Annotated in this window: 24 protein-coding genes; 9 read left to right on the top strand and 15 right to left on the bottom strand. The window is 66.6% G+C overall.

Annotated elements, in window-relative coordinates; all coding sequences use genetic code 11:
• Positions 1 to 88: 88 nt before the first annotated feature.
• The 5 genes from QH470_RS34440 to QH470_RS34420 all read left to right on the top strand — a co-directional run bounded on the left by QH470_RS34440 (position 89) and on the right by QH470_RS34420 (position 7,368).
• Positions 89 to 1,810 carry a hypothetical protein gene (locus QH470_RS34440; RefSeq protein ID WP_280276573.1) on the top strand — a complete coding sequence of 574 codons (1,722 nt, stop codon included), beginning with the start codon at positions 89 to 91 and terminating at the stop codon, positions 1,808 to 1,810.
• Positions 1,811 to 2,791: 981 nt separating this feature from the next.
• Positions 2,792 to 5,569, top strand: a complete 2,778-nt coding sequence (locus QH470_RS34435; RefSeq protein WP_280276572.1) for a cytochrome P450 — start codon at positions 2,792 to 2,794, stop codon at positions 5,567 to 5,569.
• Complete coding sequence (locus tag QH470_RS34430) at positions 5,566 to 5,832, top strand: acyl carrier protein (RefSeq protein WP_280276571.1); 267 nt, start codon at positions 5,566 to 5,568, stop codon at positions 5,830 to 5,832. The genes QH470_RS34435 and QH470_RS34430 overlap by 4 nt, the downstream gene beginning before the upstream one ends.
• Positions 5,823 to 6,914, top strand: coding sequence for an SDR family oxidoreductase (locus tag QH470_RS34425; RefSeq protein WP_280276570.1), 1,092 nt, complete (start codon positions 5,823 to 5,825; stop codon positions 6,912 to 6,914). Before QH470_RS34430 ends, QH470_RS34425 begins: the two co-directional genes overlap by 10 nt.
• Positions 6,915 to 6,933: 19 nt before the next feature.
• The gene (locus QH470_RS34420; protein WP_280276569.1) at positions 6,934 to 7,368 is read left to right on the top strand and encodes a nuclear transport factor 2 family protein; all 435 of its coding nucleotides are present in this window, start codon (positions 6,934 to 6,936) and stop codon (positions 7,366 to 7,368) included.
• Between the two features lie 246 nt (positions 7,369 to 7,614).
• On the opposite strand, the gene QH470_RS34415 is transcribed toward QH470_RS34420, so the two are convergent.
• Positions 7,615 to 8,772: a hypothetical protein gene (locus QH470_RS34415; protein WP_280276568.1), complete on the bottom strand. Its 1,158-nt coding sequence runs from the start codon at positions 8,770 to 8,772 to the stop codon at positions 7,615 to 7,617.
• Between the two features lie 5 nt (positions 8,773 to 8,777).
• A complete protein-coding gene (locus QH470_RS34410; protein ID WP_280276567.1) occupies positions 8,778 to 9,770 on the bottom strand; it encodes a terpene synthase family protein in 993 nt (330 codons plus the stop codon).
• Positions 9,771 to 10,230: 460 nt separating this feature from the next.
• Here QH470_RS34410 and QH470_RS34405 point away from each other — a divergent pair, with 460 nt between their 5' ends.
• Positions 10,231 to 10,692: a hypothetical protein gene (locus QH470_RS34405; protein WP_280276566.1), complete on the top strand. Its 462-nt coding sequence runs from the start codon at positions 10,231 to 10,233 to the stop codon at positions 10,690 to 10,692.
• Between the two features lie 144 nt (positions 10,693 to 10,836).
• On the opposite strand, the gene QH470_RS34400 is transcribed toward QH470_RS34405, so the two are convergent.
• Positions 10,837 to 11,277, bottom strand: coding sequence for a MarR family winged helix-turn-helix transcriptional regulator (locus QH470_RS34400; protein WP_280276565.1), 441 nt, complete (start codon positions 11,275 to 11,277; stop codon positions 10,837 to 10,839).
• A 177-nt stretch (positions 11,278 to 11,454) separates the two neighbouring features.
• Between QH470_RS34400 and QH470_RS34395 the strand changes: the two genes are divergently transcribed.
• Genes QH470_RS34395 through QH470_RS34385 form a run of 3 tightly spaced genes read left to right on the top strand, consistent with a single transcriptional unit; the run spans position 11,455 to position 13,641 of the window.
• Positions 11,455 to 12,033 carry a maleylpyruvate isomerase family mycothiol-dependent enzyme gene (locus QH470_RS34395; RefSeq protein ID WP_280276564.1) on the top strand — a complete coding sequence of 193 codons (579 nt, stop codon included), beginning with the start codon at positions 11,455 to 11,457 and terminating at the stop codon, positions 12,031 to 12,033.
• A complete protein-coding gene (locus QH470_RS34390) occupies positions 12,030 to 12,383 on the top strand; it encodes a YciI family protein (protein WP_280276563.1) in 354 nt (117 codons plus the stop codon). The genes QH470_RS34395 and QH470_RS34390 overlap by 4 nt, the downstream gene beginning before the upstream one ends.
• Entirely contained in the window at positions 12,376 to 13,641 is a 1,266-nt protein-coding gene (locus QH470_RS34385) for an MFS transporter (RefSeq protein WP_342228481.1), read from the top strand. The genes QH470_RS34390 and QH470_RS34385 overlap by 8 nt, the downstream gene beginning before the upstream one ends.
• 80 nt (positions 13,642 to 13,721) lie before the next feature.
• Here the strand turns inward: QH470_RS34385 and QH470_RS34380 are convergent, their stop codons facing one another.
• The 12 genes from QH470_RS34380 to QH470_RS34325 form a co-directional block, all read right to left on the bottom strand.
• Positions 13,722 to 15,179, bottom strand: coding sequence for a DHA2 family efflux MFS transporter permease subunit (locus QH470_RS34380; protein WP_280276561.1), 1,458 nt, complete (start codon positions 15,177 to 15,179; stop codon positions 13,722 to 13,724).
• A gap of 5 nt (positions 15,180 to 15,184) precedes the next feature.
• Complete coding sequence (locus tag QH470_RS34375; RefSeq protein WP_280276560.1) at positions 15,185 to 15,802, bottom strand: NADPH-dependent FMN reductase; 618 nt, start codon at positions 15,800 to 15,802, stop codon at positions 15,185 to 15,187.
• Positions 15,803 to 16,282: 480 nt separating this feature from the next.
• Positions 16,283 to 16,663 (bottom strand): DUF1304 domain-containing protein, encoded by a 381-nt coding sequence (locus QH470_RS34370; RefSeq protein WP_280276559.1) that lies wholly within the window; start codon positions 16,661 to 16,663, stop codon positions 16,283 to 16,285.
• Positions 16,664 to 16,979: 316 nt separating this feature from the next.
• Positions 16,980 to 18,065: an MSMEG_0565 family glycosyltransferase gene (locus QH470_RS34365; RefSeq protein ID WP_280276558.1), complete on the bottom strand. Its 1,086-nt coding sequence runs from the start codon at positions 18,063 to 18,065 to the stop codon at positions 16,980 to 16,982.
• Positions 18,065 to 18,916, bottom strand: a complete 852-nt coding sequence (locus tag QH470_RS34360; protein ID WP_280276557.1) for a carbon-nitrogen hydrolase family protein — start codon at positions 18,914 to 18,916, stop codon at positions 18,065 to 18,067. Before QH470_RS34360 ends, QH470_RS34365 begins: the two co-directional genes overlap by 1 nt.
• 10 nt (positions 18,917 to 18,926) lie before the next feature.
• Positions 18,927 to 20,174 carry an MSMEG_0569 family flavin-dependent oxidoreductase gene (locus tag QH470_RS34355; RefSeq protein WP_280276556.1) on the bottom strand — a complete coding sequence of 416 codons (1,248 nt, stop codon included), beginning with the start codon at positions 20,172 to 20,174 and terminating at the stop codon, positions 18,927 to 18,929.
• Entirely contained in the window at positions 20,171 to 20,488 is a 318-nt protein-coding gene (locus QH470_RS34350) for an MSMEG_0570 family nitrogen starvation response protein (protein WP_280276555.1), read from the bottom strand. Before QH470_RS34350 ends, QH470_RS34355 begins: the two co-directional genes overlap by 4 nt.
• Positions 20,481 to 21,404: a carbon-nitrogen hydrolase family protein gene (locus tag QH470_RS34345; RefSeq protein ID WP_280276554.1), complete on the bottom strand. Its 924-nt coding sequence runs from the start codon at positions 21,402 to 21,404 to the stop codon at positions 20,481 to 20,483. Before QH470_RS34345 ends, QH470_RS34350 begins: the two co-directional genes overlap by 8 nt.
• Positions 21,401 to 22,828 carry an MSMEG_0567/sll0787 family protein gene (locus QH470_RS34340; protein ID WP_280276553.1) on the bottom strand — a complete coding sequence of 476 codons (1,428 nt, stop codon included), beginning with the start codon at positions 22,826 to 22,828 and terminating at the stop codon, positions 21,401 to 21,403. The genes QH470_RS34345 and QH470_RS34340 overlap by 4 nt, the downstream gene beginning before the upstream one ends.
• Before the next feature lies 1 nt (position 22,829).
• The gene (locus QH470_RS34335; RefSeq protein WP_280276552.1) at positions 22,830 to 23,888 is read right to left on the bottom strand and encodes an MSMEG_0568 family radical SAM protein; all 1,059 of its coding nucleotides are present in this window, start codon (positions 23,886 to 23,888) and stop codon (positions 22,830 to 22,832) included.
• Positions 23,889 to 23,897: 9 nt separating this feature from the next.
• Positions 23,898 to 24,443: an MSMEG_0572/Sll0783 family nitrogen starvation response protein gene (locus QH470_RS34330; protein WP_195104430.1), complete on the bottom strand. Its 546-nt coding sequence runs from the start codon at positions 24,441 to 24,443 to the stop codon at positions 23,898 to 23,900.
• A 397-nt stretch (positions 24,444 to 24,840) separates the two neighbouring features.
• Positions 24,841 to 25,560 (bottom strand): LysR family substrate-binding domain-containing protein, encoded by a 720-nt coding sequence (locus tag QH470_RS34325; protein ID WP_280276551.1) that lies wholly within the window; start codon positions 25,558 to 25,560, stop codon positions 24,841 to 24,843.
• Positions 25,561 to 25,678: the final 118 nt, after the last annotated feature.

The raw sequence follows: 25,678 nt of genomic DNA, 5'->3' as shown, positions 1-25,678 counted from the left end.
TGACAGGAGAAAAGCGATGCCTAATAGGGATGACGGCCAAGGACCCCTGCCGGCACTGAGCGAGCGACTGCGCGCCGAGGTAGCTGCCGTGGGCGAGAACTCGAACACGCGGTTCGACGACGCTCTGCTGGACGTATTGCGGCCGCGAGCGGCGATCGGGAAATCGCCGTTCGCTGAGCATCTCGCCCGGCTACGAACAGAGTCGCACCGGTCAGGCGCGGCAACAGCGAATGCGCCGGAGTGCAGCTACGACCCGCAGGGAACCAGGACGGTCATGCGCACCGATCCCCGATCCTTCGGCCGGGCGTTCGAGGCCAGGTCCAGAGAGTGTAGTGACATCGTCGAAAACGGTTGCGCAGTCCAAGATCACATCGACGCGATTCGTACCTGTGGTGCGGGGGCCGCCGCCGCCGATGGCAGGCTGGTCCGTCCGGTCGCTGTCTTCGGCGAGGACGGCATCGTCCGGGAGATCGTCGAACGTGCCCGGGCCGGAGCCAACGGCGGGGACAGTACGAAATCAGCCGGCCTGGATACCTGCTTGCACCCATTGTGGCAGCGGGTGTCTGAGGAGTACGGACTGCAGGGGACTGCGGGAGCCCCGACGTTCGCCTGCGGCGCCTGGCTCGGCGGCCTCAGTACGGGCGAGTACGGCGACTGGCGCCAGGATTACCTGTGCACCTTGATCTACGGGTTCTATCTCGAATACAACCTGGACACGATCGGCGGCGATCAGCGTAATGACGTTGTTCGCGACCTGGTGTGCATGTGGGAAATGCCGGGCCTGCCGCCGGAATTGCGCGCCAGGAAGGCACACATGCTGTGCAACATGGCGTACTTCGACCGCAAGCGCCGAAGCGAGGCTGCGCTGCGCACGCGTCCCACCACCGGAATGACGGCGTGGGTATTCGACAACCGGGATCTGTGGCGCGACTACAAGGCCTGCGACTCCGCGCTCTTCGGTCACTATCTGTCTTTCCGTCCCGGCACCGTGGGCCGTGACGATTTGATGGTCGCCGGAGTGGTGAACGACTGGATCGATATCGGCCCCGACCTACGCAACGGTGAGTGCGCCCAGAGCGTCTTGGCGCTGACCAGAGGATCAATCGCCGGTTCCGACCTCCTGCAGTGCTATGAACGCTCGGTGTGGATGCTCAATGCGCAGCTCACGCCGTCGGCTGATATCGCGCCGGAGCGCTTCTCGGCCTCCGCGCTCACCATGTCGACCTGTGTGTGGGGCATGGCCAACCACCGACACGACATCTGGCGCTATTACTCGATCGCCGCCGAAGCACGCGCGCACACCCGAAGTCTCGACCTCTACATATCCTGTCAGTTCGCGGACTGCTATTCCGAGGACCTACGACCCACGACACCGGTTGCCGCCGCGCGAATCACCGTGCCGCGCCGCACTATACGTTACGACTGCACAATTGCGGGGGCACGGCACCGCGGTGAAATCGAGATTCACACGGCGGTGGCGGACGCAGTCGAGAGTGGTGTCTTCCCCACAGCGGCTCTGGAATATCAGCTGATCGTTCCGATGCTGTTGTTCCGGAGGTCGATCACCGCGACGGAGTTCCTTTCTCATATGGACCGGTCGTACTGCAAGCATCACGCTGTAGTCCTCGACGCCGCCCATCGCTCGCGATTCAGCACGGAATTCGTCACCGCGCTCATTTTTCTGGTGATGGAACAATGGTGGTCCGGCATCCTGTTCGCGATCGGCGTCGGAAGCCTGGTGGAAGCACAACCCGGTAAGACCGGCAACGATCGGGCCTACCCGGAAGACGCCTCTCGTCCTTGCAATTGACATGCCTCTGAAGGGATCGCGCACATGACACACCGACAACCGACGGGAGAAGTGGCCGCCGGCGTCGGCCCCGTGGCCGGGCTTCGCGCCCGCCACGCGCGCCTTCCAGTAGAGAACATGCCAGCCAGCAGATCGTGATCTCGGTTTCACCTCGGGGAACAATCGGCCGACGGCAGCCAGGTCGGCCTGCAACTCGTTCAGCCGTTTCGTACCTGCCGAATCGGGTCCCGGCCATTGCCGCGGCACCGATTTCAACATTCCTCTGAGCCGCAACCGTTCGATGTCGGGGCACTTCGCTCCGGACGAAGCCGCCAGCCGCGCCTGTGCGGCCTGTTCACGGAGTACGTAGACGCCGGAGGCGGGCTGCAGATTCGCCCGAACCAGATCAGCCAGCTTCGCCCCGGCCTTCCTGACAGCCGTTTCGGTCTTCGATCTGCTCATGTCTTCCACCGAATTCGACTGCGTCGCCACTGGAGTCTCCTCTCTTCAGGACTATTTACAGATTCACTGATTGCGTATCCCCGGGGACAGCACCTCGGCGCATGGTTCCGATACGGCGCGCACATACCGGAGCCGTCCATCAAGTCGTTTTCGTCTGCGCGAGAACGATCGGGACTGTGCTCCATACAGCGGATTTCTCGTCGGCATTCCACGTCTGTCGCGGCCATTCGCCTGCATGCCGAGAACGCATAACCATTATGCGTGCCAGGACATTCAGCTCGGCCGGCGAACGGATCACTCTGGAAACCGCGGGACGCGCACGTTCGTTCCGAGCTGTTGCCGAACGTCCCGGCCGAATCGACCACCGACTGCTAGTGGATGCCATGAACGAGCGGGTCGCCACCCTGGGTCATCCCCGAATTGCGCAGTCCGCACCAGGATGGGAGCGCTATGTCGAAGATCCCCACTGAACCGTGGGATTCGTTGCAAGCGTTGTGGAGTGCCGACGGACATCGAGACCCCTATCCCTACTATCGCGCGTTGCAGGCCGAATCTCCGCTGATCCCCATCGGCCCGCGCCGTGTGATGGCACTCGGCTTCGCGGTGTGCGATGAAGTGCTCCGTGGAACGGACGTGTTCCGAGTGTGCGGGGCCGAATGGGCGGACCATGCGTGGGAAGGTTGGCGTGCTCATCCGGCGATCGGAAGCGTCTTCAATCAGTTGAATCGCCAGGATCCGCCCGATAATCAACCGGCGCGGCGACTGCTGAGCAAGTTCTTCGGCCGCCGGGGGATCGCGACGCTACGCCCCATGGTCGAGGAGTTGGCCGCTCGCTACGTCGAACGACTCCATGTTTCTGCTCGTGGCCGCCCGAGCGACGCGGTGGAGCAACTGCTGCCCCTCCCTCATGCGGTGATGGCGAATATCCTCGGCATTCCCGATGCCGACCTGACACGCCTGCAGGAGTGGACGTCGGCGTTGATGGAGGCGAACGATTTCAACTATCCGGGACACGGCCTGGACAAGAGCGACGCCGCCGTCGCCGAATTCCGGGACTACGTCGAGACACGTTGTCACGACAGTGACCTCTACCGCATGTTGGACGCGAACTGGGCGGCCGAGGATCGCGCCGACGTTCTCGACACGATCATGTTCGCCGCCGGTGCCGGGACACACACGACCGCATCCATGCTCGGCACGGGAGTCACGATTCTGGCCGAAAACCCCTCTCTGGCACAGCAATTAGGTGACAATCCGGAGCTCGCCCGTCCGTTCGTCGACGAAACACTGCGCTTCGATCCTCCGGTTCAGTTCACTGCGCGCTGGACCGGTCGTGCGACGGAACTGTCCGGACGGTCCTTGCCCGCTCGGACGATGGTGCTGGTTTTCCTCGGTGCGGCATGCCGGGATCCTGAACAATTCGATGAGCCGGATCGTTTCGAGCTTCGCCGATTTCAGACGACCCCACCCCCGCCGACGTTGAGTTTCGGTGTGGGCCAGCACTTCTGCATCGGAGCGGGACTCGCGAAGCTCATCGGTGAGGTCACCTTTCCGATGCTCGCGCGACGCTGCACGGGACTCAGGACAGCGGGACATGCTGTTCGGACCGGCGGCCTGGTCGTCCACGGGTACGAACGTCTTCCGGTGACCGTGCCGACGGGAAGTGGCGGTGCCGGCGGCGACCCGGAACCGGCCCGTATCGACGGCGAAACCTTGCCGGACGCGCTCGCAGCAGTAGGCCGACGCCGCCCTGACACGCCCCTCGTGTTCCCGAAGGCGGGAACGGAGACGACGGCCGCGGACATGGTCGTTCGGGCGACACGGGTGGCCAACTCTCTCTACTCGGCGGGTGTCCGCCGTGGAGACTGCGTCGCGCTGCTGGTTCCGTCGGGCCCCCAGGTCCTTCTGGGACTGCTGGCGATCACCGGTATCGGCGCGGCGGTGAGCGTCATGCCGACCCGGCCGTTCGCCGACCCGAGCATCGACGCCGCCCACATCGACACGATCATGGCAGCCGCAGATATCCGCACCTTGGTGGCAGATCCGCATTACGACACTCTCGTCGGCGAATTGCGGTGCCGCAATCCACAATTGCGCTGCTTGCCGATGACAGAAGGGCCGGCACGACCACTGCCGTGTTCTGGCCCGAATCCCGAGGACCTCGCGGTCGTTCAGTTCACGTCGGGCAGCACCGCGCAACCGAAGGGGGTCACCCTGTCGCATCGCACTGTTCTGGCCGGACTCCGCAGCATCCTGACCTCCGCGCGGGTCACCGAGAGCGACAGCCTCGTGCAATGGGTGCCACACCACCACGACATGGGCCTGTTCACCCCCTTGGGGTACTGGCTCGCGGGATTGCCGACACACACCTTCACGCCGGCCTCCTTCATCAAGGATCCACTGGCGTTCCTGCGGTACTTCGCCGCCGCGGGCGCGACGACGATGACCGGTCCCGACTTCGCCTACGAATTGCTTACCGAAGCTGTCCGTGCACGGCCCCCGGAAGACATGAACCTGGCCCGCTGGCGGATCGCCTACAACGGAGCAGAACCGGTCCGCGCCCGGACCGTCGCCGAATTCACCTCGACCATGCGCCCGTACGGTGCCGGCGAATCGACCATGTACCCGGTCTACGGACTCGCCGAGGCGACACTGGCGGCCGCATTCCCCGAGCCAGGCTCCACACCCCGGATCGTTCATATCGATCCCGGCCGGCTCGCCGAAGACGCACAGGCTGTCGAGGTCGGCCCCGAAAGCACTGGTGCCAGCGCACTGGTGTCGGTCGGTGCGCCGGTCGATGGCCTCCGATTGCGGCTGATGACCGAGCAGGGAGGACCGGCGGTCGACGGGCAACTCGGCGAGATCCAATTGTGTGGTCCCGCAGTGACTTCGGGATATTTCCGGGCGCCCGAACACACCGCTGAGGCGTTCGACGGCCCGTGGCTGCGCACCGGAGACACGGGTTTCCAGCTCGACGGCGATCTCTTTGTCGCCGGACGCCGCAAAGACATGATCATCGTTCACGGCCGCAATTTCTTCCCCGAAGACGCCGAGGCGGTCGCCTCCACTGTGCCGGGAGTCCGTCGACGACGCTGCGTGGCGTTCTCCGAGGACGCGGAGATGGTCATCGCCGTCGAAAGCCGGGACGGCGTGAACGCCGGCGAGCTGACCACGGAGATTCACAGACGGGTCGTCCGCCGACTCGGCCTCGACCGGATCCGGGTCCGAGTGGTACCGCGCGGGTCGATACCTCGTACCACCAGCGGCAAGGTGCGGCGGGCAGCCGCGAAAACACTGCTATCGGAGGAGACGAAATGACCACTTACGCTGACGAAATCGCCTACCGAGACGTCGTGGACCGCCTCACACAATGGTGCAGCGAGGTCTTCGCCGCATCAGTGCACGACCTCGACGACAACACGGTGATGATGGACATCGAGGGAGCCGACTCGGTCCGCATGCTGCGCCTGCTCAGCCTCGTGGAACAACACTTCGACGTCCAGCTCATGACCGACGAACTCCCGATGGCCCGCACCGTGGGCCAGCTGGCAGAGCAGGTGGTGCACGTCCGATGCCGATGAAGGTCGAGTTGGTGACCGGCGCGACCGGGATGCTCGGCAGCGCATTGGTGCTCGAACTGCTGTCCCGTACCGATTCCGACATCCGCTGCCTGGTCCGAGCGCGCGACGCGGCATCGGCCGCGGCGAAACTGTCGAAAGCGCTGGCGGCCACCACCGACGATCTCGGCCTGGAAGCCGGGCTGCAACTACGGGATGCCCGAAGTCGTGTGCAGGCAGTGCCCGGCGACATCGGCGTACCCGGTTGTGGCCTTCCGTCCCACGAGCGCATTTCGCGCGTGTGGCACTGTGCCGCCACGCTGCGCTACGAATCCGCGTTCGCCGCGGAAACCCACCACGCCAATGTCACGGGAACGGGCAACGTGGTGGCCGCAGCCCGAGCAAACGAGGCCGAACTCGTCCACGTCAGCACCGCCTATGTCAGCGGCACTCGTCGCGGAGTCCAATTCGAACTGCTGCCCGACCCGCGCCAGCGTTTCAACAACACCTACGAACAGACCAAAGCCGTTGCCGAACACGTTGTTGCGCAATCTCGGTTGAACTGGCGTATCGTCCGCCCCAGCGCTGTGATCGCGAGCAGCCGGACCCGCCGCACCGGACACACCTCCGGACTGTACGACCTCGCTGCGAAGGTCCAGCGATTCCGCCGCCAATATCAGCGCAGATACGGAGCGATACTCGAGGCGCGGCCCATCCGGCTGTGCGGCGACGAGAACTGCGAGATCAACCTCGTTCCCCTCGATTACGCGGCCTCGGCCATCGTCCGAACCGGGATCGCCGGTCCACCTCACACCATCTTCCACACCACCAACCCCAGCGCGCCCCGGGCACGTGAGGTCTACGACGCCGTGCTCGCCACGGCCGACCTCATGCCGCCCCAATTCGTGGAGGAGGCAGACGATCTCGACGCAGTGGACCGACTGCTGGCGAACACGATCGCCTTCCACTATCCATACATCATCTCGGACAAGTCATTCGACCAGACCCACACCGAAAGCGTGGTCGGCTCAGGCGCACTCGCGTTCCACGCATCCATCGACGTGATTCACGAACTGCTGAATCCACGAGAACCGTCACATCGATAAGCACACCCGGGAGCACGCTATGTCCACGCAGTCGAACCTCGACATCGTCCAGCAATGGATGACCTTGTACAACACCGATGTCCACCGCATGATAGACGAAAGCTATGCCGACACCTTCCGCGTAGTGTGTCCCGGCCTCCTGGAAATCACGGACAAGAAGAACTTCCACGAGATCGAGCAGCACGTGCTCGACGCCGCGCCCGATCGGAAATTCCGCATCGACGACAGCATCACGACCGGCAACAAAGTCATCGTGGAATGCGTCCTCTTCGGCACCGACCCGCACGACGGCCACACCTGGCACACCCCCTGGTGCGCGATCCTCACCATCGACAACGGACAAGTCGTCGAGGACCACAGCTACATCGACGCGACGAACTGGCCCGGAGTCCAGACCATGCCAACCGAACTCGTGACGGTCCACGCCGTCGGGACGGCGGTAAGGCCCGCATGAGAGATCTGCGTCTACGACAGGACTTCGTCGCACACCACCGTCTGGTTCGACAAATACCCCACCACGACCCCACCGCCGACACCCCGACTGATCGACACCCCCTGGCGAAATGACCCCGCCACCGGCACATCTCGCCCGCCGTCGCATCAACCGTATGGCCAGCCAGAAGGTGCCGAGAGTGTCGAGTCCGTCTCGCGCGGTTCTCCAGAACGTGTCGTTGAGCCGCATAGCAAAGGGTGGACACATTCAGGATTCTGTCGCGTCCGAAACGCGAGTGACCTGGTCGGCCCAGTGCTGATGAAACCGGTCCATATCGGGCAATGCGCTGTCCGTCGCAAAGGAGACCGAAAGGTTCTCCCCGTAGGTCAGTGCCAGCGCGGCGACTGGGTATCCGTTCGGGGCCACCACGATCGGATCCATCCGTACCACGGGGTCGCCACGATAGGACAATGCGTGGCGAAGCCGGAAACTGGACGCTACGACCGTCGCGTAGGCCGGGTCGAGCAGCCGCGGCAGACTTCGGAGGAGAAGTCGGCGTGGTGCGAGATCGAGCAGCACGCGCAGCGCCTGCCGGGTGCCGGGTTCTCGTATCGGATTCATCACGCGGGCAACCGATTCCGGGTGAGGCGCCCGCACCCTGATGCGTAGCGGTGCGGTGTGGTTTCCGGGATCCGCGGCCTGGCGGGGGCGGCGGACGTTGACCGGGACCAGGACCTCGATACCGGAATCCGGGCTGGGCACACCGTGCTCACTCAGCCAGCGTCCGACGGCACCGGCCATTGCGGCTATGTACACGTCGTTGCGGGTGGCCCGCGGATGGTCCAGGTCTCCGGCCGCCGTGCGTGACCAGTGGTATGCGCGTTGCGGGCTATGGCCGTAGGCCGCGATCGGCCAAGTCGTCGAGCGGGAGAACGATCCTCCCAAACGGCTTGCCGCTGCCGGGATTCGGGGAATCACGACGGCCGGGCGCCGGTCCGGCACCACGGCAGAGGATGCCGGGACCGGCCCGAGCACCACCTCCACCAGGTGCGCCAAGGCACCGTAGTCGAATACGCAGTGATCCACCCGGAAACACAGCGCGTACGACAGCGGCTCGTAGCCGTCGACGACGATGAGGTCCCAGCGTGGGCCGTCGTGCGGCAGCGGTGTCGTGGTCAGGTCGCGGGCGGCGTCGTCCCATACCGGGACGGTCCAGTGGTGAATTCTGGTGTCCAGCCGCGGGGATTCGACGATCCAGCGGTCGGCAAGCGACGTGCGCAGCGTCGGCGTCCGGCCGAGAATGCTACCGATATGCCCGATGAGTTCGGATGTCGTCGGTGCGGCACCGGTCAGATGGGCGATGGCGCCGATCATCAACGGCGGATCGGTCCTGACGGCGAAGTCCAGAATTGTCGGTGGTCGCATTCGTTTTACCTCCGTGCGTCTGGCTTCGGTGCGAAATGGTTCTGTAGTGCGAGAGGTTCGGCCGATCGATAGCGGCCCGCGAATCGATGCCATTCGTAGTTTCCGCGGGTGAAAGCAAGCAGCGCATCGAGATATCGGGCGACCGTGTCACTTTCGGCCTCGGACAACCCCAACGACCGTGACAGCCGGGGGACCTTTCCGGTCAACTCGAGCAGCGCGCGGCACTGTTCACCGGCGCGGTCGACCACGAGCCGCACGGCGTCGTCCAGCGATATCGCGCGGTCGGTCGCGAGGGCGACGACCAGGTTGCTCAGTCGAGCCTCCGAACCTATCTCCTTGTCCAGCGAATACACATCCTGCACACCAATGATGATGTCTGTGACCAGGTTTCGAATGGAATGAACAAGACTGCTGTGCCACACCAGGGGTGGTACCTCGCCGCACCACAGTTCGGCGAGGTCGTACAAGGTCTCCGTCCCGACGGACTTGCGCCGCACGAGAAGAAGATCCTCCGGCGACAGAACGCTCCCTATCAGGCGATCGACGGCCTCCGAGCGATACGACGCGAAGTACTGCGTCCAACTGATCCGGGCCCGTCGCCGCCACGCCGCCGACATGTTTCGCGTCGACCGCAGCCAGCAGTCCCGGAAGCCGTGGACCAGCGGAGACGGGCAGGACGCGGCCGCACCTTCGGTCAGCGCTTCCAGGGCGACGATCGTGTTCTCGGCGGCGGTATCGAAACCGCCGGTGTCGAATTGGTCGTCGAATACGAAGAACCAGCCCAAGATATCGCAGCACAGATCCAGGTAATCACCGCTCCCGTAGGGGAAGTAGAAGGCTACGGCGTCGGCCACCTGGTTCTCCAGATACCGTCGCTCGGCTGATCCATCGGAGATCAGGCCGAACCGGCGCATCCAGTGGAGGTTGTGCGTCATCGCCCGCCCCGCATCGGGATTGATCTCCAGACCTATCGGAATATCGAACGTCGCCCGCGGCATCGGCCACCCCTCTCACCGGAACGTTCCAGCACCCGGCGACCAGGCGTGGCACGGAACCGGAGATTGATCCAACCCTGACAGCGTCGACCACGGCGGTCCGGGATCGCCCCGCGCGGGACGCATGATGGTTATACGCCCGGCACATATCAGCCGGGCACGTGCCGGAATACGCTGTGCGGCGTCGCAACTCGTTCCCGGCGAGTCGGTTCGACGCCGTCTGCGCGACGGCACCGACGAGAAGTCGCGGTCGGCGCCCGCCGGGTGGGTGGACCGGGTCGATGGTCGTCGCGCGGCGGCTCGGTTCCGTCGAGGAGTTCGGGCGGATCTGCCTCGAGAAGGCGGGAGATCTGGAAGCCCGTCCATGTGATGGATCTACCGCGTAGCCTGGAGTGTCGGCACCGTCTCGATTCTGTGTCGAGGCCGCCTGGGTATGTGCTGAACAGTTGGTTTGGAGAAGTAGTTGATCGCCCCTCAGTCCGATCGGAAACCCGAGCTCGGCGTCACCCTGTTCATTGCGGGCGTCCTGGCCCTCCTCGGTGGGCTGACCATTTTGTGGTATATGCCCATGCTCTTACGGCTCGACTTGGACAGCACCTACGACCCACCCAGTGCCCCACGTGGTTTCGCGTACGTTCCCGGAGACCTGCTGCTCGGGGCCTTCGGGTTGCTGCTGACGGTTGGGGGGATCGGGATGTTTCTGCGCAAGAAGCCTGCGCGTGTTCTGCTCGGCGTGGGTGGCATCGGCATTTTTGCCTTGTCGGTCATCACCGTTCGAGTCGGCAACTCCGTTTTGGTAACCGTCGACTTCCTGCGAGTGCAATCGCTCGGCGTGGCATTCAGCATCACGCTGCTGGTACTGACATTCCTGCCGAGCATCTCGCGCTCTTCACTGTATCGGCTGATCCGCGCTGAGCGCCGCTGAAGTGAGTGTCGCGCCAACGATGGCGGCGTACAACAAAGCCAGCTGAGATCGCTTGGCGTGGCCGGTATCTGCGCCTGCGCGCTGCGGCTCGGTGCACCCAGGGGGCCGGCGCCGCCACTCGGCCGCAAAGCCTGTGGTCTCGTGTCATTCACAAGCTTTGGCGAGCCGAGCGAGCAGGTGCCGGAGGTTCGTGGCGTCGGTTGCGGAGAAGGTTGTGTGGAGAAGCTCGTCTTCCATTGCCCTGATGCTCAGCCTGACTTCGGTGAGCAGGGCGCTCCCGCTGGGGGTGATGCAGACGGTGCGCTGGCGCTGGTCGCGTGATCGCCGTCGGCTGATGAGTCCCCGTGCTACGAGGTCGTCCAGGTGCTGCCCCAGTCGAGTGGGGTCGCGTCGTGTCCGGCGCGACAGTTCCCGCTGAGACACCGCTGCGCTCGAGGCTACTTCGGTCATGATGGCGTACTCCCACATGGACAGGCCGGCAGCGCTCAGGATCGGCCCTTCCAGAGCGGCTAGACGGGGCAGCACGCGGGCCATGAGTGCGCCCAGGTCCGGCTCTTCGGGCACCGTCTCGCTCGCATCGGTCATGGACAACCTCCAAATTACCGTCTACTCTCGTAGACGATTCGACCGTCTACCACGGTAGATGATTCGGGTCTCATGTCTGTACGTGTCACGTTAAGTCACCGACCTGCCGCTGTAGGTATCCGCCGACGCCCTCGCCGCGTCTCGGAGGTCGAGCCCGCCGATGCGAGAGGAAACATTGTGGATGTATCCACCCTGTACACCGTTACCGAAGAACTTGCGGCCTACCTTTCCGAGGTGACCCAGGCAGATCTCAAATGTGCGACGCCCGTACCCGGCCGGGATATCGGCGACCTGTACGTGCACCTCATCGATCAGAACAACGCCGTGGCCAGAGCCCTCGCGAACGAGAGAGGGGGGCAACGCGATTCGATCAGCAGAGCGACTCTCGACGCCTCGGTGAATGTTTACGGCGGCGGGTTCGAGGGGCTGTATCGCCGTACTGCACAGGATGTGAGGGCCGCTTTCGCGTCGGTGCGTCCTGCTGGTCAGCGCTACTCGTTCAACGGTGCCGAGGTCGATGCCGAGACACTTTATGAGGGGCAGATAAGGGATGCGGTTCTGCATACTTGGGACTTGGCGCACGCGCTCGAGCTTCCGTATCGACCGCATTCGGAGCTGGCTCTGCGGGTCCTGCACCACCTGCCGGAGCCGTCGGCCGGGAATGGCAATACCGCCTGGGAAGGCGTGCTCGGGTTGTCGGGGCGAGTAGCGCCTACTCCGCGTTGGGGCGGAACTCGTTGTAAGGAGATGATGTGAAGTACGCGTTGGTGGTCTTCGAGACCGAGGAGTCGCGTCGGATGATCGCGACGAATCGGGAGGAGCATCGAAGGGCGTATCTCGAGTGGATCGCTGCGGTCGCTGCGTCTGGAAAGCTGGTAGGCGGTGATGCGCTCGAGACCGAACAGGCCGTTCCGGTGGTGGTGCGGCGGCTGAACGGAGCGATGGTCGCCGGCGAAGGGACGGTCACGGGCGGGAGTGAGACTGTGGGGGGCTGGTTCATTGTCGAGGTGGACAGCGCAGCGGAGGCGATCGAGTTGGCCTGCGCCATTGCGACACCTGAGGCTATCGAGGTGCGTCCGGTTCTCGAGTCGGCGGCAGATGTTTGATGTGGGCCACGATCCGGAAATGCCCGCTTCGAGGAAACAGCTCCTAGGATCGAACCGCCCACTCGGTGCCCTGTTCACCGCAAGAACTGTGTCCTATGCCGGTGACTCGCTGAGCTTGGTTGCGCTCATGCTGCACGTTGCCGCCACCACCGGCCAAGGTCTGGCGGTGGCGCTACTGCTGCTGGTCGGTGACTTCGTGCCGTCACTGCTGAGCCCGATCGCGGGCGCGATCAGTGATCGCTTCGATCGGCGCCGCGTGATGATCACCTGTGAAATCCTCCAAGGCGCGCTCGTTCTGCTTATCGCGCTGTCGTTGCCACCGCTTCCGCTGCTGCTCCTGCTGGTCGCCGCCCGATCCACTGCAGCGAACATTTTCATGCCCGCCTCCCGTTCTGCGGTTCCGGACCTGGTCGCCGACAAGGATCTGCCGAGGGCGAACTCTGCGATCGGATTCGGCGCCAATGCCGCCGAGGCATTCGGCCCGTTCCTCGCGGCGGCGATGCTGCCGATTCTCGGCATCCGCGGTGTACTCGTCGTCGACGCCGCGTCGTTCCTGGTATCCGCGGTTGTCCTGCTTGCGATTCCGGCGCTGCCACCGACCCGAACGGAGGGCGATACGGAATCTCTCCTCGCCCAGGCCCGCGTAGGGGTCGGTTACATCGTGCGCACCCCCGCCGTGCGCATCATCTGCCTCGGCTTCTGCGCGGTTGTCGCCTGCAACGGCGTAGATGATGTCGCGTTGGTATTGCTGGCGAAAGATACTCTGCAAACCGGTGATTCAGCAGTCGGTCTGCTCCTCGGCGCCGTGGGCATCGGCCTGTTGATCGGTTATGCACTGTTCGGGCGAATCGACACCCGGCTGTCGCTGACAGCGCTGCTGGTCGGTGGCTTCTTCGTCAGCAGCGCAGGAAATTTGCTCACCGGTCTGGCGTGGTCGGTGGCCGCCGCCTTCTCTGTGCAGGCCGTGCGCGGAATCGGTATCGCGGCTATGGATGTCGCGTCGAATACGCTACTGCAACGTATCGTGCCAGGTGCGCTGCTCGGTCGGGTCTTCGGAAACCTCTACGGCGCCATCGGTATCGCCGCCGCGGTGTCCTATGTCGCCGGGGGGTTCCTGCTCGACGCCACCGACGCACCGACCACGCTGATCGCAGCGGGCGCCGGCGGCATCATGGTCACGGCGGTGGTCGCACTGGTCCTGCCGAGAGCGTTGCGCGGAAGTCAGCCGGAGAACTCCACAGCTCCCACCACCGGGTAAGCGACCGGGAGAGCGTGACTGGCCGGCCCTTGACCGCGTCTCCCATCGGCGGATGCGGATGTCCTGAGCCGCAACGAATCTCACCCGCCGACCGACCGGCGCGGTAGGAGCAAGGCCGGTATCAATGCGAGCGCGATCACGACCGGAGCGATCAGGTAGGTGTGCTGGAACGCCTCGGCCAGCGCGGGAGCGATCTCGGCGCGTTGCGCCGGAGCCATACCGTGCAGCGTTTGCAGCCCGCCGGTCACCGGGAGCAGCGCGCCCAGAGTGACCGAGGAGACCGCGGTGCCGACCGCCAGGGCCGTGGTGCTGATCATGTTCAGCACCGTGGATCCCGCCGGCTGATCCGCCCGGCTCAGCGACCGGGTCGCGGTGGTCATGACCGGCATCATGGTGCCGCCGCCCCCGGCGCCCATAAGCAGCATGCTCGCGCCGAGCGCCCAGTACGGCGCGTCCGCGTCCAGCTGGACGATGAACAGCGCGAACCCGGTGAGCGCCACCGTGATCGACACCGGCAGGTAGCGGCCGGGCGGAATCCGATCGATCAATCGGCCCGCCACCTGCATGGTCAGACCCGAGGCCAGCGCGAACGGGATACCCAATGCGCCTGCCACCAGCGCCGATTCGCCACGAACCACTTGAAAATACAAGGGCAGCAACAGCATCGAACCGAAGTAGCCGCTCGCGAACAGGGCCAGCAGCAGCGCGGCCGTGCCGCTGACCCGGTTGCCCAGCACCCGCAGATTCAACAGCGGCTGCGCGGTGGTCAGCGATCGGCGGACGAAGGCGGCGATGAGCCCGGCCCCGGCCAGCAGCGGGACCAGCACGGCGGGCGTGGCGGCTCCGGCCTGCTCACCGGCCGCGGTCACCCCGTAGATCAGCAGGGCCAGGCCGGGCGACATCAACAGGAGTCCGGGCACGTCGAGCGCGTGCCGCGGTTCCGGCAGATCGTCGGGCACGATCCGGGCGGCCAGGACCAGCACCAGCGCACCCATGGGCAGATTGATGAAGAACATCCACCGCCACGACACCGCATCGATCAGGTAGCCGCCGATCACGGGCCCGAGCAGCGGGCCGACGAGAATGGCCAGGCCCAGGGTGCTCATCAGCCGTCCGAGCCGATCCGGCCCGGCCGCGCGCAGCAGGATCGTCATCGCGACCGGCATGAGCAGTCCGCCGCCGGCGCCCTGCACGACTCGAAAAGCGATGAGCGACTCGAGGTTCCAAGCCAGCCCGGCCAGCATCGAGCCGAACGCGAAGGCAGCGACCGCGGTCAGATACAGCCGTTTGGCGCCGAACCGGCCGACCAGCCACGCCGAGGTCGGCACCACCGCGCCGAGCGCGAGCGAATAGCCGGTCGCCACCCACTGGACGGTGTTCAGGCCCGCGTCGAATTGTGCGGACAGCGTGTTGATCGAGACATTGACGATGGTCTGGTCCAGTGTGGCCATGATCGCGCCGAGCACCAGCACCAGGACGATCGTGATCGGGTTGCGGGTTGCGACCGGCGACGCGGAATCCGTTGCGGTAGTGGTCACGATCCTCACGCTCCATACGGGTTGGCGGCACGGGCAGCGCGCAATGCCTCAGCCCACCAGGTCAATTGCTTCAGCAGGGCCTTGGTGGCGGTGACCGCGTCGGCCGGTTCGGCCGGCTCGCCCGCACCGTTGAAGCTGCGCCACGGGTTCGCGAAACTGACGGTGTCGCGGATGGTGACCGCGTGCAGTTCGGCGAAGACCGGCCGCAGGTGTTCCACCGCGCGCAGACCACCGGAGATGCCGCCGTAGGAGACGAAACCCACTGGCTTGGCCTGCCATTCGACGTGATGTTCGTCGATCAGGTTCTTCAGCGTGCCCGGGTAGCTGTGGTTGTACTCGGGCGTCACCACCACGAATGCGTCAGCGCGGGAGAGCTTTTCGGTGGTCTCCGCCCGTGACGGGTGATCGGTGACAGCACCGAAAGCGTGCGGCAGCGCGACCTGCCGGGTATCGACGGTCTCGACCTCGAAGGTGTCGAGGCGCCGGAGCTGACCGACGAACCAGTCCGCGATCGTCGTGCCGAAGCGGCCCTCCCGGGTGCTGCCGACGACGACCGCGACCCGCAACGGAGCCGTGGCCCGGCCGCGATGCGGTCCTTCGGTATTGACGTGCGAGTTGCTCATGAGGCCCTCCCTCTGAACGATCGCGCCGGCGTTGGCGCTGTCCACAGCCTCCAACCTCAACTATTGTTCTGGTCAACCCTCCTGTGATCGAGGCAACATCACCTCAGAGCCAACCCTACGAGGAGATCCACCACGACCGCTGTTGTCTCGCCGCCGCATACGAGGCCGCGGGTTGTTGGGACGAGGCCATTGCTGGGGAATGACAACCCCTTTGCGCGCGCTGTTCGCGACGACCTCGCTCGTGTATACCGGTCGGCAGGCCGGTTCGACGAGGCTGTCACGTTGTCGGATCAGCAGCGTCGCGGTCCGTCTTCTTTCACGCCGCAATGACCGAACCAGTCTGGGAGCGGTGGACTTGTGGCGGCATCTGGAGGCACGTTGGACATCGACATGATCGCAGATTCGGCTCGTCGGAATTGCCGACGGTAGGGCCTTTACGGGCGGACGGCTCCGTGCCGTTCTGCAAGGTGAAATGGCGGTTTAGATCTGGGTCAAGGCAGCCAGGAGGGTCAGGGTCGGAAAGACGCCTTGTATAAAGGCGGGGCGGATGAAGGTGCGGTCGCTGGCGATAAGCACTACGGCTGCCCCGAGCATCGAGCCGCAGCTCAGCAGGATAAGCGACCAGCCGGAGGCGGCGTGAGTGCGTACCAGCACCGCGCCGACCAGAGCGCCGATGCCGAGAAACAGGTTGTAGAAGCCCTGATTGAAGGCCCAGTTCCGCACGCCGGCCAGGTCGGCTTCGGAAACACGGAAGATCTTCCGATGGACGTTGGGGTCGGTGAACCGGAAGCACTCCAGCACGAAGATGAAGCCGTGTACTAGTGCCGACAAAACCGCGAAGATCTGCACTGCAGCGAGCAAGGGGGATCTCCTTCGAGTTGCCTGGTGTCCAGCTGATGCTGATTCGGGTGGGGGAGTGCTGTATTCGACTGGAGCCCGTCAATTGTCGAGAAAGTGGGGTTACCTGAGCGGCGAAGGCTTCGGCGTACTGGAACAGGAAAGCATGACCGCGTCGCTGTATCCGAGAAGGGTGGCGTTGCCGGTGTGTTCGGCAGCGGTGTAGGACACCACCGCTGGTGTCATGGACGATCTGTCCATCACCCAGGTGGCGGCATCGGGGCGGCACTCACCGTGCCCGCAGCCTGACCGAGTAAGCGAGGTCATGGACTGGGGCACATCACCGCGGACTCCCGACGTGGGCGCGGTAGAGCTCGAGGTGACTTGTCGCTGCCTTGTCCCATCCGAATCGGGCGGCGAGGGCCTTACCGCGTCCGGCGGCGGAAGGTTCTCGGCACAGATTCTGTGCCATGGCGGCGGCCATCTCGCGGGGGTTTGTGGCATAGGAAATAGCGTCTCCGAACACTTCCCGCAGCACGGGCAGATCACGCCCGACCACCGGCACGCCCGCGGCGAGGGCCTCCATGGCCGCCAGGCCGAACCCCTCCTTCGTGGAGAAGAAGGGAACCAGGGCGGCCCCGGCCACCAGAGCGGGCAGGGAGTCGTGGGGCACGGTCCCGAGGATCGTCGGCTGGATGGCCAATTGCGTTGCGCGCGAATCGAAAGCGGACCGGTAGGCGCGATAGTCGAAGAGTGTTTCGCCGCCCGCGTAGACGAGGCGCAGGTGTGGATGGTCGCGGCGGAGCAGGGCGAAGGCCTCCAGGAGATCGAGGCTGCCCTTGCGGGGTTCGATGCCGCCCAGCGCCAGGATGTACGGGCCCAGCCGGCGTGACCAGTCCAGGCGGGCGTCAGAGGCGGAAGCCGCGGCGAAGCGGTCGTACTCGACGCCGTTGGGGATCACCGTGGGGTGCAGGCCCCAGCCCGCGTGGACCTCCGCGGCGACGGCGGCCGAGACGCAGATGTGCGCATAGGGTTCGACGATGGCGCGCTCGTGGCAGGCGGCCAGTTCGGGTGTGGTGAAGGTGTCGAGGTGGTGGATGGTGCGGATGCAGCGATCGACCGCGTTGGCGCTGATGCAGTCCTGGGCGTGCACGATGTCGTAGGCGTCGGGGGTGAAGGCGGAGCGTAATGCGCTGATGGAGCGCAAGATTCGCGCGCCGACCGATTCATTGTCGGCGGCCTCGAACGGGACCACGCACACGGTCACGGCCGGATCGACGGGCCGGAAGAAGGCCGAATCGCCGCCGCGGCCCAATGTCCACACCGTGACGTCCACGCCCAGCCCGGCCATCGCTTCGGCCAGATTCAGCGTATGCACCACGCCCCCACGGGGTTTGGTGGAATAGGTGAGCAACGCGACCCGCATCAGGACCCACCGGTGTCGCGCATCAGGTTGTGGTACGTGTCCACCCGGCGTTCGTCCAGATGGCGCAGGACGCGCCGGGCTCGCTCCACTTCCGCGTCGATATCGATGTCCGCGACCGCGAGCCCGCCCTTGGACCAGGTCTTGGCGAGAATGTCGCCGCCGGGGCCGACGATCTTGGCCTGCCCCAGAAACCGCAGCGACCCCGTGATGCCGGTCTGGTTGGAAGACGCCAGGACCACCTGGTTCTCGGCGGCGCGGGCCTGATCGTAGAGGTCGAACAGGCGGGACTGGCGGTCGTTGGGCATGCGGGAGGCGCGGTCGGTGACGCTGGCGGGCCAGGCAGACAGGGCCGCGATCGTGCGAGCGCCGTCGAGGGCCAGGGCGCGAGCCGATTCGGGGAAGGTCTTGTCGTAGTCGATGAGCATTCCTAGGCGGCCCACGGGAGTGTCGAAGGCGGTGAAGCGATCTCCCGCGGCGTAGGCGAGGTGTTCGCCCGCGGGCTGGTGGACCTTGCGGTGCCGGCCCAGGACGCCGTCACCGGTCACGCAGACCGCGGCGTTGTAGCGGGTGCCGTCGCTGTGCTCGGCGTAGCCGACGCAGAGGGTCATCGCGCCGGCCAGCCGGCACAGCAGCCGGATCTCGGGGCCGTCGGGGTCGATGGCCTCGGGGGCAGTCGCCGGATCGGGATTGCGCAGGTCGCCGATGTAGCCGCCGAGCGTCGCGTCGGGCAGGACCAGCAGGTCGACGCCGTCGGCGGCGAGCCGGTCGATGATGCCGGTGATCTTGTCGAGGGCGCGGGCGATGTCGCTGCCGAAATGGGCCGCGACGGCGGCGATCCGGGTGACGGCCATGGGAACCCGGTCAGGCCGCGGCGCTCGTGCGGCCGGCGCGCACGATCCGCTCCGCGAGGTGTTCGGCATCGCGGGCGATGGCCGCGAACCGGCCCGACCCCCACGTGTGCAGCCACGGCAGCCCGAGAAAATACAAGCCCGCGGTGCTGGTGACGCCGCGATTGTGGCACGGGTGTCCCTCGCCGTCGAAGACGCCGACGCGCAGCCAGCGGTAGTCGGTGCGGAAGCCGACCGACCACACCACCGACGTGATCTCGCTCGCCGCGAGGTCCCTCTCGGTCACCTCCCGCTCGGGCCGCCACACCGGTCGATAGCGCCCCTCGGTGGGTGCGTCGATGCCCTCGCGGGCGACGTAGGCGTCGATGGAATCCTTGATGCTCTCGGCCACGGCGTCCGCGGCGTCGAGTTGCTTCTCCAGGGTCGGCTCGAAATACGCTGTGCCGCCGGTGACATCGATCATGCGGCCGTAGAGGGACATGCCCTCGAGGGCGAAGCGCCGCAGGTCGATGTCGCGCCCGCCGTCGCGGCCGGTGACGTAGTGATTGGTGTTCTCGCGCTTGCCGAGGCCGCCGGACTGGTCCTCGATGGGAATGTCGTAGTGGCCCATGTCCTGGAGCCACGCCACGCAGTCGCGGCCCCGGTAGAAACGCGCGACGCGCGGCGCACTGCCGACCGCGAGGTGCACCTTCCGCCCGGCCAGATGCAGGTCCTCCGCGATCTGGGCGCCGGACTGCCCGGTGCCGACGACCAGGACCGCCCCCTCGGGAAGGTCGGCGGCACTGCGGTATTCGGCGGAGTGCAGCTGCCGGATCGTCCCGGGCAGCCGTTCGGCGAAGCGCGGAATCGTGGGCGTGTGATAGCCGCCGACGGCCACCACCACCTGATCGGAATGCACCGGCCCCGAGGTTGTTTCGATGTCGAAGCCGCCGTCGCTCGCCACGGTCACCGCCGTGACGGTGACGTGCTCGCGCACCGGCGGATCGAAGGTGTCGGCGTAGCCGCGCACCCACGCGTAGACCTCGTCGCGTGTCATGAAGCCGTGCGGCTCGGGACCGTCGTAGCGATAGCCGGGCAGCACGCACTGCCAGTTCGGGGTGACGAGAGTGAAGTTGTCCCAGCGGGTGTCGCGCCACTCGTGGGCGACGGTGTCGCGTTCCAGGACGACATGATCGATCCCGCGGCTGGTCAGATGCCAGCTGATCGACAGCCCGGCCTGCCCGCCGCCGATCACGACGACCTCGTGATGGTCGCGGCTCATGATCGGCCTCCGGTCGCGGCCGGCACGGACGGCGGGGCCATCGACAGCACCCGGACCGTGCCGGACGACGGACGGACCGCGGCGGCGGCCGCTTCGATTTCGGCGAGGGTCTGCATAGCCGAGGCGCAGTAGAAGCCGTACCGCTCCCGGACGCGTTCGGCGGCCGCCCGCAGCGCTGTCCGGGCCCGCTGGACGAAATCGTCCACCGCGTAATCGGTTTCGGCGTCGAGATGATCGTGGATCACCAGCGAGGGGGAGTAGCAGGATTGCACGGTACCGTCCGGCCAGCGGACGTCGAAGGTCATCTCAGGCATGAGCGGCCGCCAATCCCTCGGGTACGGGCGGCTGTCCGACCACGCCGTGCCGCGCGACCACGCTGTCGTAGATTTCCGGCCGACGGTCGCGCAGGTTGTACATGCCGCCGCCGCGGGCGAGTTCCAGCGCGTGCTCGACGTCGACGGTCGCGGTGGCCAGGCCGGGTTCGGTGCCGGTGGTCGCGAGGACGTCGCCGCCGGGACCGACGATCTTGGCGCTGCACACGAAGCGCAGCGAGCCGAAGGTGCCGGCCTGGTTGGAGGCGATCCACACCACCTGGTTCTCCACGGCCCGCGCGCGATCGAAGATGTCGAAGCGCTGGGTCCAGCGGTCGTCCTCGAGCCGTTCGGCGGTAGCGGTGCGGGCGGTCGGCCACGCCGACAGCGAGGTGATGATCTCCGCGCCGTCCAGTGCCAGCGCCCGCGCGGCCTCGGGAAACGCCTTGTCGTAGCAGATCTGCATACCCATCCGGCCGATCGGCGTGTCGAAGGCGCGGAACTGCGAACCCGCTGTGTAGCAGAGGTTTTCGCCGAGCGGCTGATGCACCTTGCGGTACGAGCCGAGCACGCCGTCGCCGGTGAGGGTGACCGCGGCGTTGTAGCGGTCCTCGCCGTCGGCCTCGCAGAAGCCGAGGGTGACGACGAGATCACCGGCCATGGCGGCGATCCGGCGTAGTTCGGGCCCGCCGAGCGTGAGGGCGGGCGGCAGGCTGCGCAGCCGTCGCCGGCGCGCCTCCTCGCTCTCGGTGTCCCCGCCCAGGCTGGGCAGATAGCCGCCGAGGCAGGCTTCGGGCAGCACCAGCAGGCGGCTGCCGCGTGCGCGGGCCCGATCGATGAGATCGCCGATGGTGCGGTAGCACGCTTCCATGTCACGGCCGAATTCGGCGGCGGCGACGGAGATGGTCAGGTCGGTCATGAGAGTCCCAATCCGGTGACGGTGCCGGGCACCGCTGTGGTGGTGGTTCCGTCGGGCCAGCGCAGTCGCACGCCGGGGGCGGTGGTCAGGACGCCGCACACCGCGGAGGTGGCGGGTCCGGTGGCGCCGATCGCCGCGCCGGGACGGTCGGTGGTGACCATGGCGAAGCCGGGGAAACAGGTGATCCATTCCGCGACAGCGGTGTCGGCGGGACGCGGGATGCGCGCCACGTCCAGTTCCACGCCGACTCCGGACGCCTCGGCGAGCATGCCCGCGGTTCCGGCCATCCCGGCCATGCTGACGTCCTTCGCGGCGGCCGGTGCGGTGTCGGCGACGAACCGGCCGAGCGCCCGCAATTCGGCACCGGTCCGCAGTGACGACGAATCCCATTGCCGCCCGGTATAACCCGGACGCCACCGGCCGCCGAGGTCCGCGGTGAGACGTAACTCGTCGCCTACCCGGCCGCCACCGCCGGGCACCGGCCGCGCGGTGCGGCCCAGTGCTGTCACCGACAGCGCGGCGGGACCGATCTGAGTGTGCCCGCCGAGCACGGGCACGCCCCAGGCGTCACTCGCCCGGGCCAGGCCGCGCAGGATGCGGGTGAGCAGCGACCCGGTGGGGGCGGCGACCGCGTCGAGCAGCCCGACGGGCTCGGCGCCCATGGCGGCCAGATCGTTGAGATTCACCAGCGCCGCGCACCAGCCCGCCCACTCCGGATCGCGCTCGACCATGGAGGCGAGAATCGCGTCGCAGGCCGCGACGAGATCGCTGCCCGGCACCGGCGCGCCGTCGTCACCGCGGAAACCGGTGCCGCCCAACGACATCGGGTGCGCGCCGAGATCGTTCAGCAGCGGGCCGAGCAGTGCTTTGGTGGTCCGGGCCAGTCGGTCGATCCGGTCGATCGGCCAGCGCATGCGGACGTGCGGTGTGCTGCCGATCATGATGTCCTCCAGGCGATTCCAGCCCAGATGAGTGAACATCGCGGCGTACCGGCGCTGCACCGTCGCCTCGAAACGCAGGACGTCGGCGTTCTCGGCGTAGGCGCACGCCGCGCGCACGAGCGCGTTGCCGACCCCGTGGCTGCGGCCTTCGCGGTTCACGACCAGCCTGCTGCCGGTCCACCAGCCGAGATCGGTGGTGGTAGCGGGGGCCAAGCGCACGCCGCCGAGGACGGTGCCGTCCGGGGCGAGCGCGACCAGGACGATGGTGCGCGGATCGTCGTCGGTGTCGTCGGCGTCGCTGCCCTCGAACAGCCCCTGGTCGAGGACGAAGCTCTCGCGGCGCAGTGCGCGATACGCGTCGAGGTGGCGGAAGTCGGCCGGGCGGATCAGGAATCCGTCCGCAGGTTCGGTGGGATTTCGGTGTCCGGACAGGACACAGTGGTCCGGTGACGACGATGCCCGGGAGGTGTCGACGGCGACCATGTCAGCCTCCCGCAGTGCGGAGCACGCTGCACGCGCCGCACGCCGCGCAGCCCGCCTTCTGATCCGCGCCGAGCATCTCGGCCCGGCGCAATGCCTCTGCGACCCTGCGGGTCACGTCCTCGAGCAGCGAGGGCGCGGGTGCCGCCGCGCCGTCGACGTCGGCGGCGAGCGTCCCGGCCAGCGGCCGGAAGGGGACGACGAACGGGTAGACGCCCATCTCGATGAGTTCCCGCGCGCCACGGACCAGGTCGTCGGGATCCTCGCCGAGACCGACCAGCAGATAGGTCGACACCTGGTTGCGGCCGAACACCCGCACGGCTTCGGCCCAGGCCGCCCGGTACTCCGCCAGCGGCACCGTGGACTTGCCGGGCATCCAGCGGGCGCGCACCCGGTCGTCGAGGGATTCGACGTGGATGCCGATGGACTCCGCGCCCGCCTCGCGCAGTGCCGTGAGGACGGACAGATCGGCGGGCGGTTCGCACTGCACCTGGATCGGCAGGCCGGGAACAGCCCGCCGCACCGCCCGCACGCAGCGTGCCAGATGCCGTGCGCCGCGGTCTTTTCCGGCCGTGGTGCCGGTGGTCATCACCATCTGGCGGACCCCGTCGAGCCGGACCGCCGCCGCCGCGACCTCCGCGAGCTGCTCGGGCCGCTTGACCGCGACCGTCGAGCCCGCCGCCAGCGACGCCTCGATCGCGCAGAACCGGCAGCGTTGGTCCTCGCCGTATCGAACGCAGGTCTGCACCACGGTCGTGGCGAGCACGTCCGCGCCGTGCAGCTTGGCGATCTGCTTGTAGGCGATGCCGTCGGCGGTGCGCAATTCGTAGAAGCGCGGCCGCCGCACCGGCTCGACGGCGACACCGAGATCGACGCCGTCGCGCAGCAGCCGGTCGCCGTGCAGGGTGTAGGGGCTGTCGGACCTGATGGGAACGGCAGCGCCGGCGCCCCCGAACAGCACATGACCGTCGTCGCTGGGCCCGGCTCCGGAACGGCGCTGCACCGGCACGTCGACGCGAATTCCGAGTAGCGCCAGGTCTACTCGTGTGGATACCTCGGTCATGGCCGACGCCTACACCTGATAGGTGGAGTTGATGATCGCGCCCTTGCGTGCGTAGTGGATCAGCGCGTCCTGCACGTCGAGCGGATGCGCGGGAATGACGCCCTCGATGAGGTCCTCCTCGCGCGCGCCGTGCAGGGCCAGGCCGAACCGGCAGGCGAACACCTTGCCGCCCTCGGCGATGAAGGTCGACAGCGCCTCGTTGATGTTCTGCTCGCCCGGGAAGCCACTGTCACCGGTGGTCGGGAAGCCGCGGTTGGCGACGCAGTTGATCGCGCCGGGACCGTAGAAATAGATGGCCGATTCGAAGCCCTTCCGCAGCGCCCGGGTGGCCTGGAGCACGGCCACGAAACTCACCGAGGATTCGTGCGCGATACCGTGCACGAGGGTGAAGTACGTTTCCCCGGCCTCGGCGCGGTAGTCGGGGAAGATCTTGGTGGCGCCGTAGATGTTGGTGCCCTTGGGCAGAGCCGGGTGCGGGATCTCGGCCAGCGATTTCGCGATGTTCTCCTCGATCGCCTTGTCGATGTCGGAGGTGGTCTCGGTGGGTGCGGACATGGTGCAACTCCTGGGGAAGGTTCGGCGGAATCGGTGATTTCGGTTCGGGGATGTGGTTCACCGCTGGAACTAGTTGACGCCGGGCGCATTTCGTGTTGGTCACATCCGGAAGAATTGGACATTGCCGAGTTCTCACCGGCCGCGAAATGCGCTTCGGCTCGTAACCAACTGTGCGGCAACGGATTGCGATGCCGCCGCGGTGTGAACGCGAAGATTTTCAGAGGTACGGGTAATCGCCGCGTAAACATCGTCCAGTACTCTTCCGGAGGTCGTTAACACTCGGCGGCCGTGGATCCAACGAATCCGTAACACCCGCGGTGGACGTGCTCGTCGTTACGGCCGATACATCACCCGCACTGGTCGGCGAATTCCTCCGAAGCCGAGACCTCCCCGTCGCCTATTTCGCGGCCTGCCACATTGCGTAGTTTCCACATTCCGCGGTGATCTCGGCCGTTTCCCGCGCCGCGGCAGAGAAGTCGTCGACCAGTCGCGAGGTGCGCGATTCCGCCACCGCGAGGCACACCTGTTCAGGCGCCAGTTCCGGGATCGGCACATAGCTGATGTCGGGACGTGAGTAGAACACGGTCTCCGACCGCCCGACGAACGAGACGCCCCGGCCCGCCGCGACGTGCTCGAGCTTCTCCTCCACCCCGCGCGCCCTGAGTCCGGAGTCGGGGTGCGGGCGCCTGGTGGGCTGCGTACTCGGGTCGGCATGCCAGATCACCGGCTCACCGTCCAGGTCGGCCTCGGCGAGTTCTTCCTTGCCGGCCAATCGGTGGTCTGCGGGCAGCGCCACCATGAGTGGCTCGGTGTAGAGCGGGGTCAGGTGTAGCCCGGCCTCGTCGACCGGCAGCCGCACGTAACCGACGTCGGCACGGCCATCCAGCAGCATCAGAGCCTGGTCGTCCCACTCCATCCGCTGCACGTCCACGACCACGTCCGGGTTCCGGGCCTCGAACGCCCGCGCCGCCGGGATCACCGGGATACCGGCCCGGAAGCCGACGACCAACCGCCGGCTCCCGCGGCCGGCCACGGACACCCGACGCCGGACCCCGCGCACCGAGGCGAGCAGCGGGCCGGCGGCGTCCCGCCGCAGCCGGTGGGGGGGCGTGTTCACGCCCCCACCCTGCGCGGCGCCGTGTGATCCCCCGGGGCTGGGTCGCTGGTGCCCCCAACCGGCCTCGGGAGGGCGGCGGGGCGCCCCCTCCCGCGGATCGCGGGCCGCACCGTGGTAC

It is taken from the genome of Nocardia wallacei (assembly GCF_029868745.1).
In the GTDB taxonomy this organism is placed as follows: domain Bacteria; phylum Actinomycetota; class Actinomycetes; order Mycobacteriales; family Mycobacteriaceae; genus Nocardia; species Nocardia wallacei_B.
Note: the sequence above shows the minus strand (reverse complement) of the source record. Positions and strands in the feature narration are given on the sequence as shown.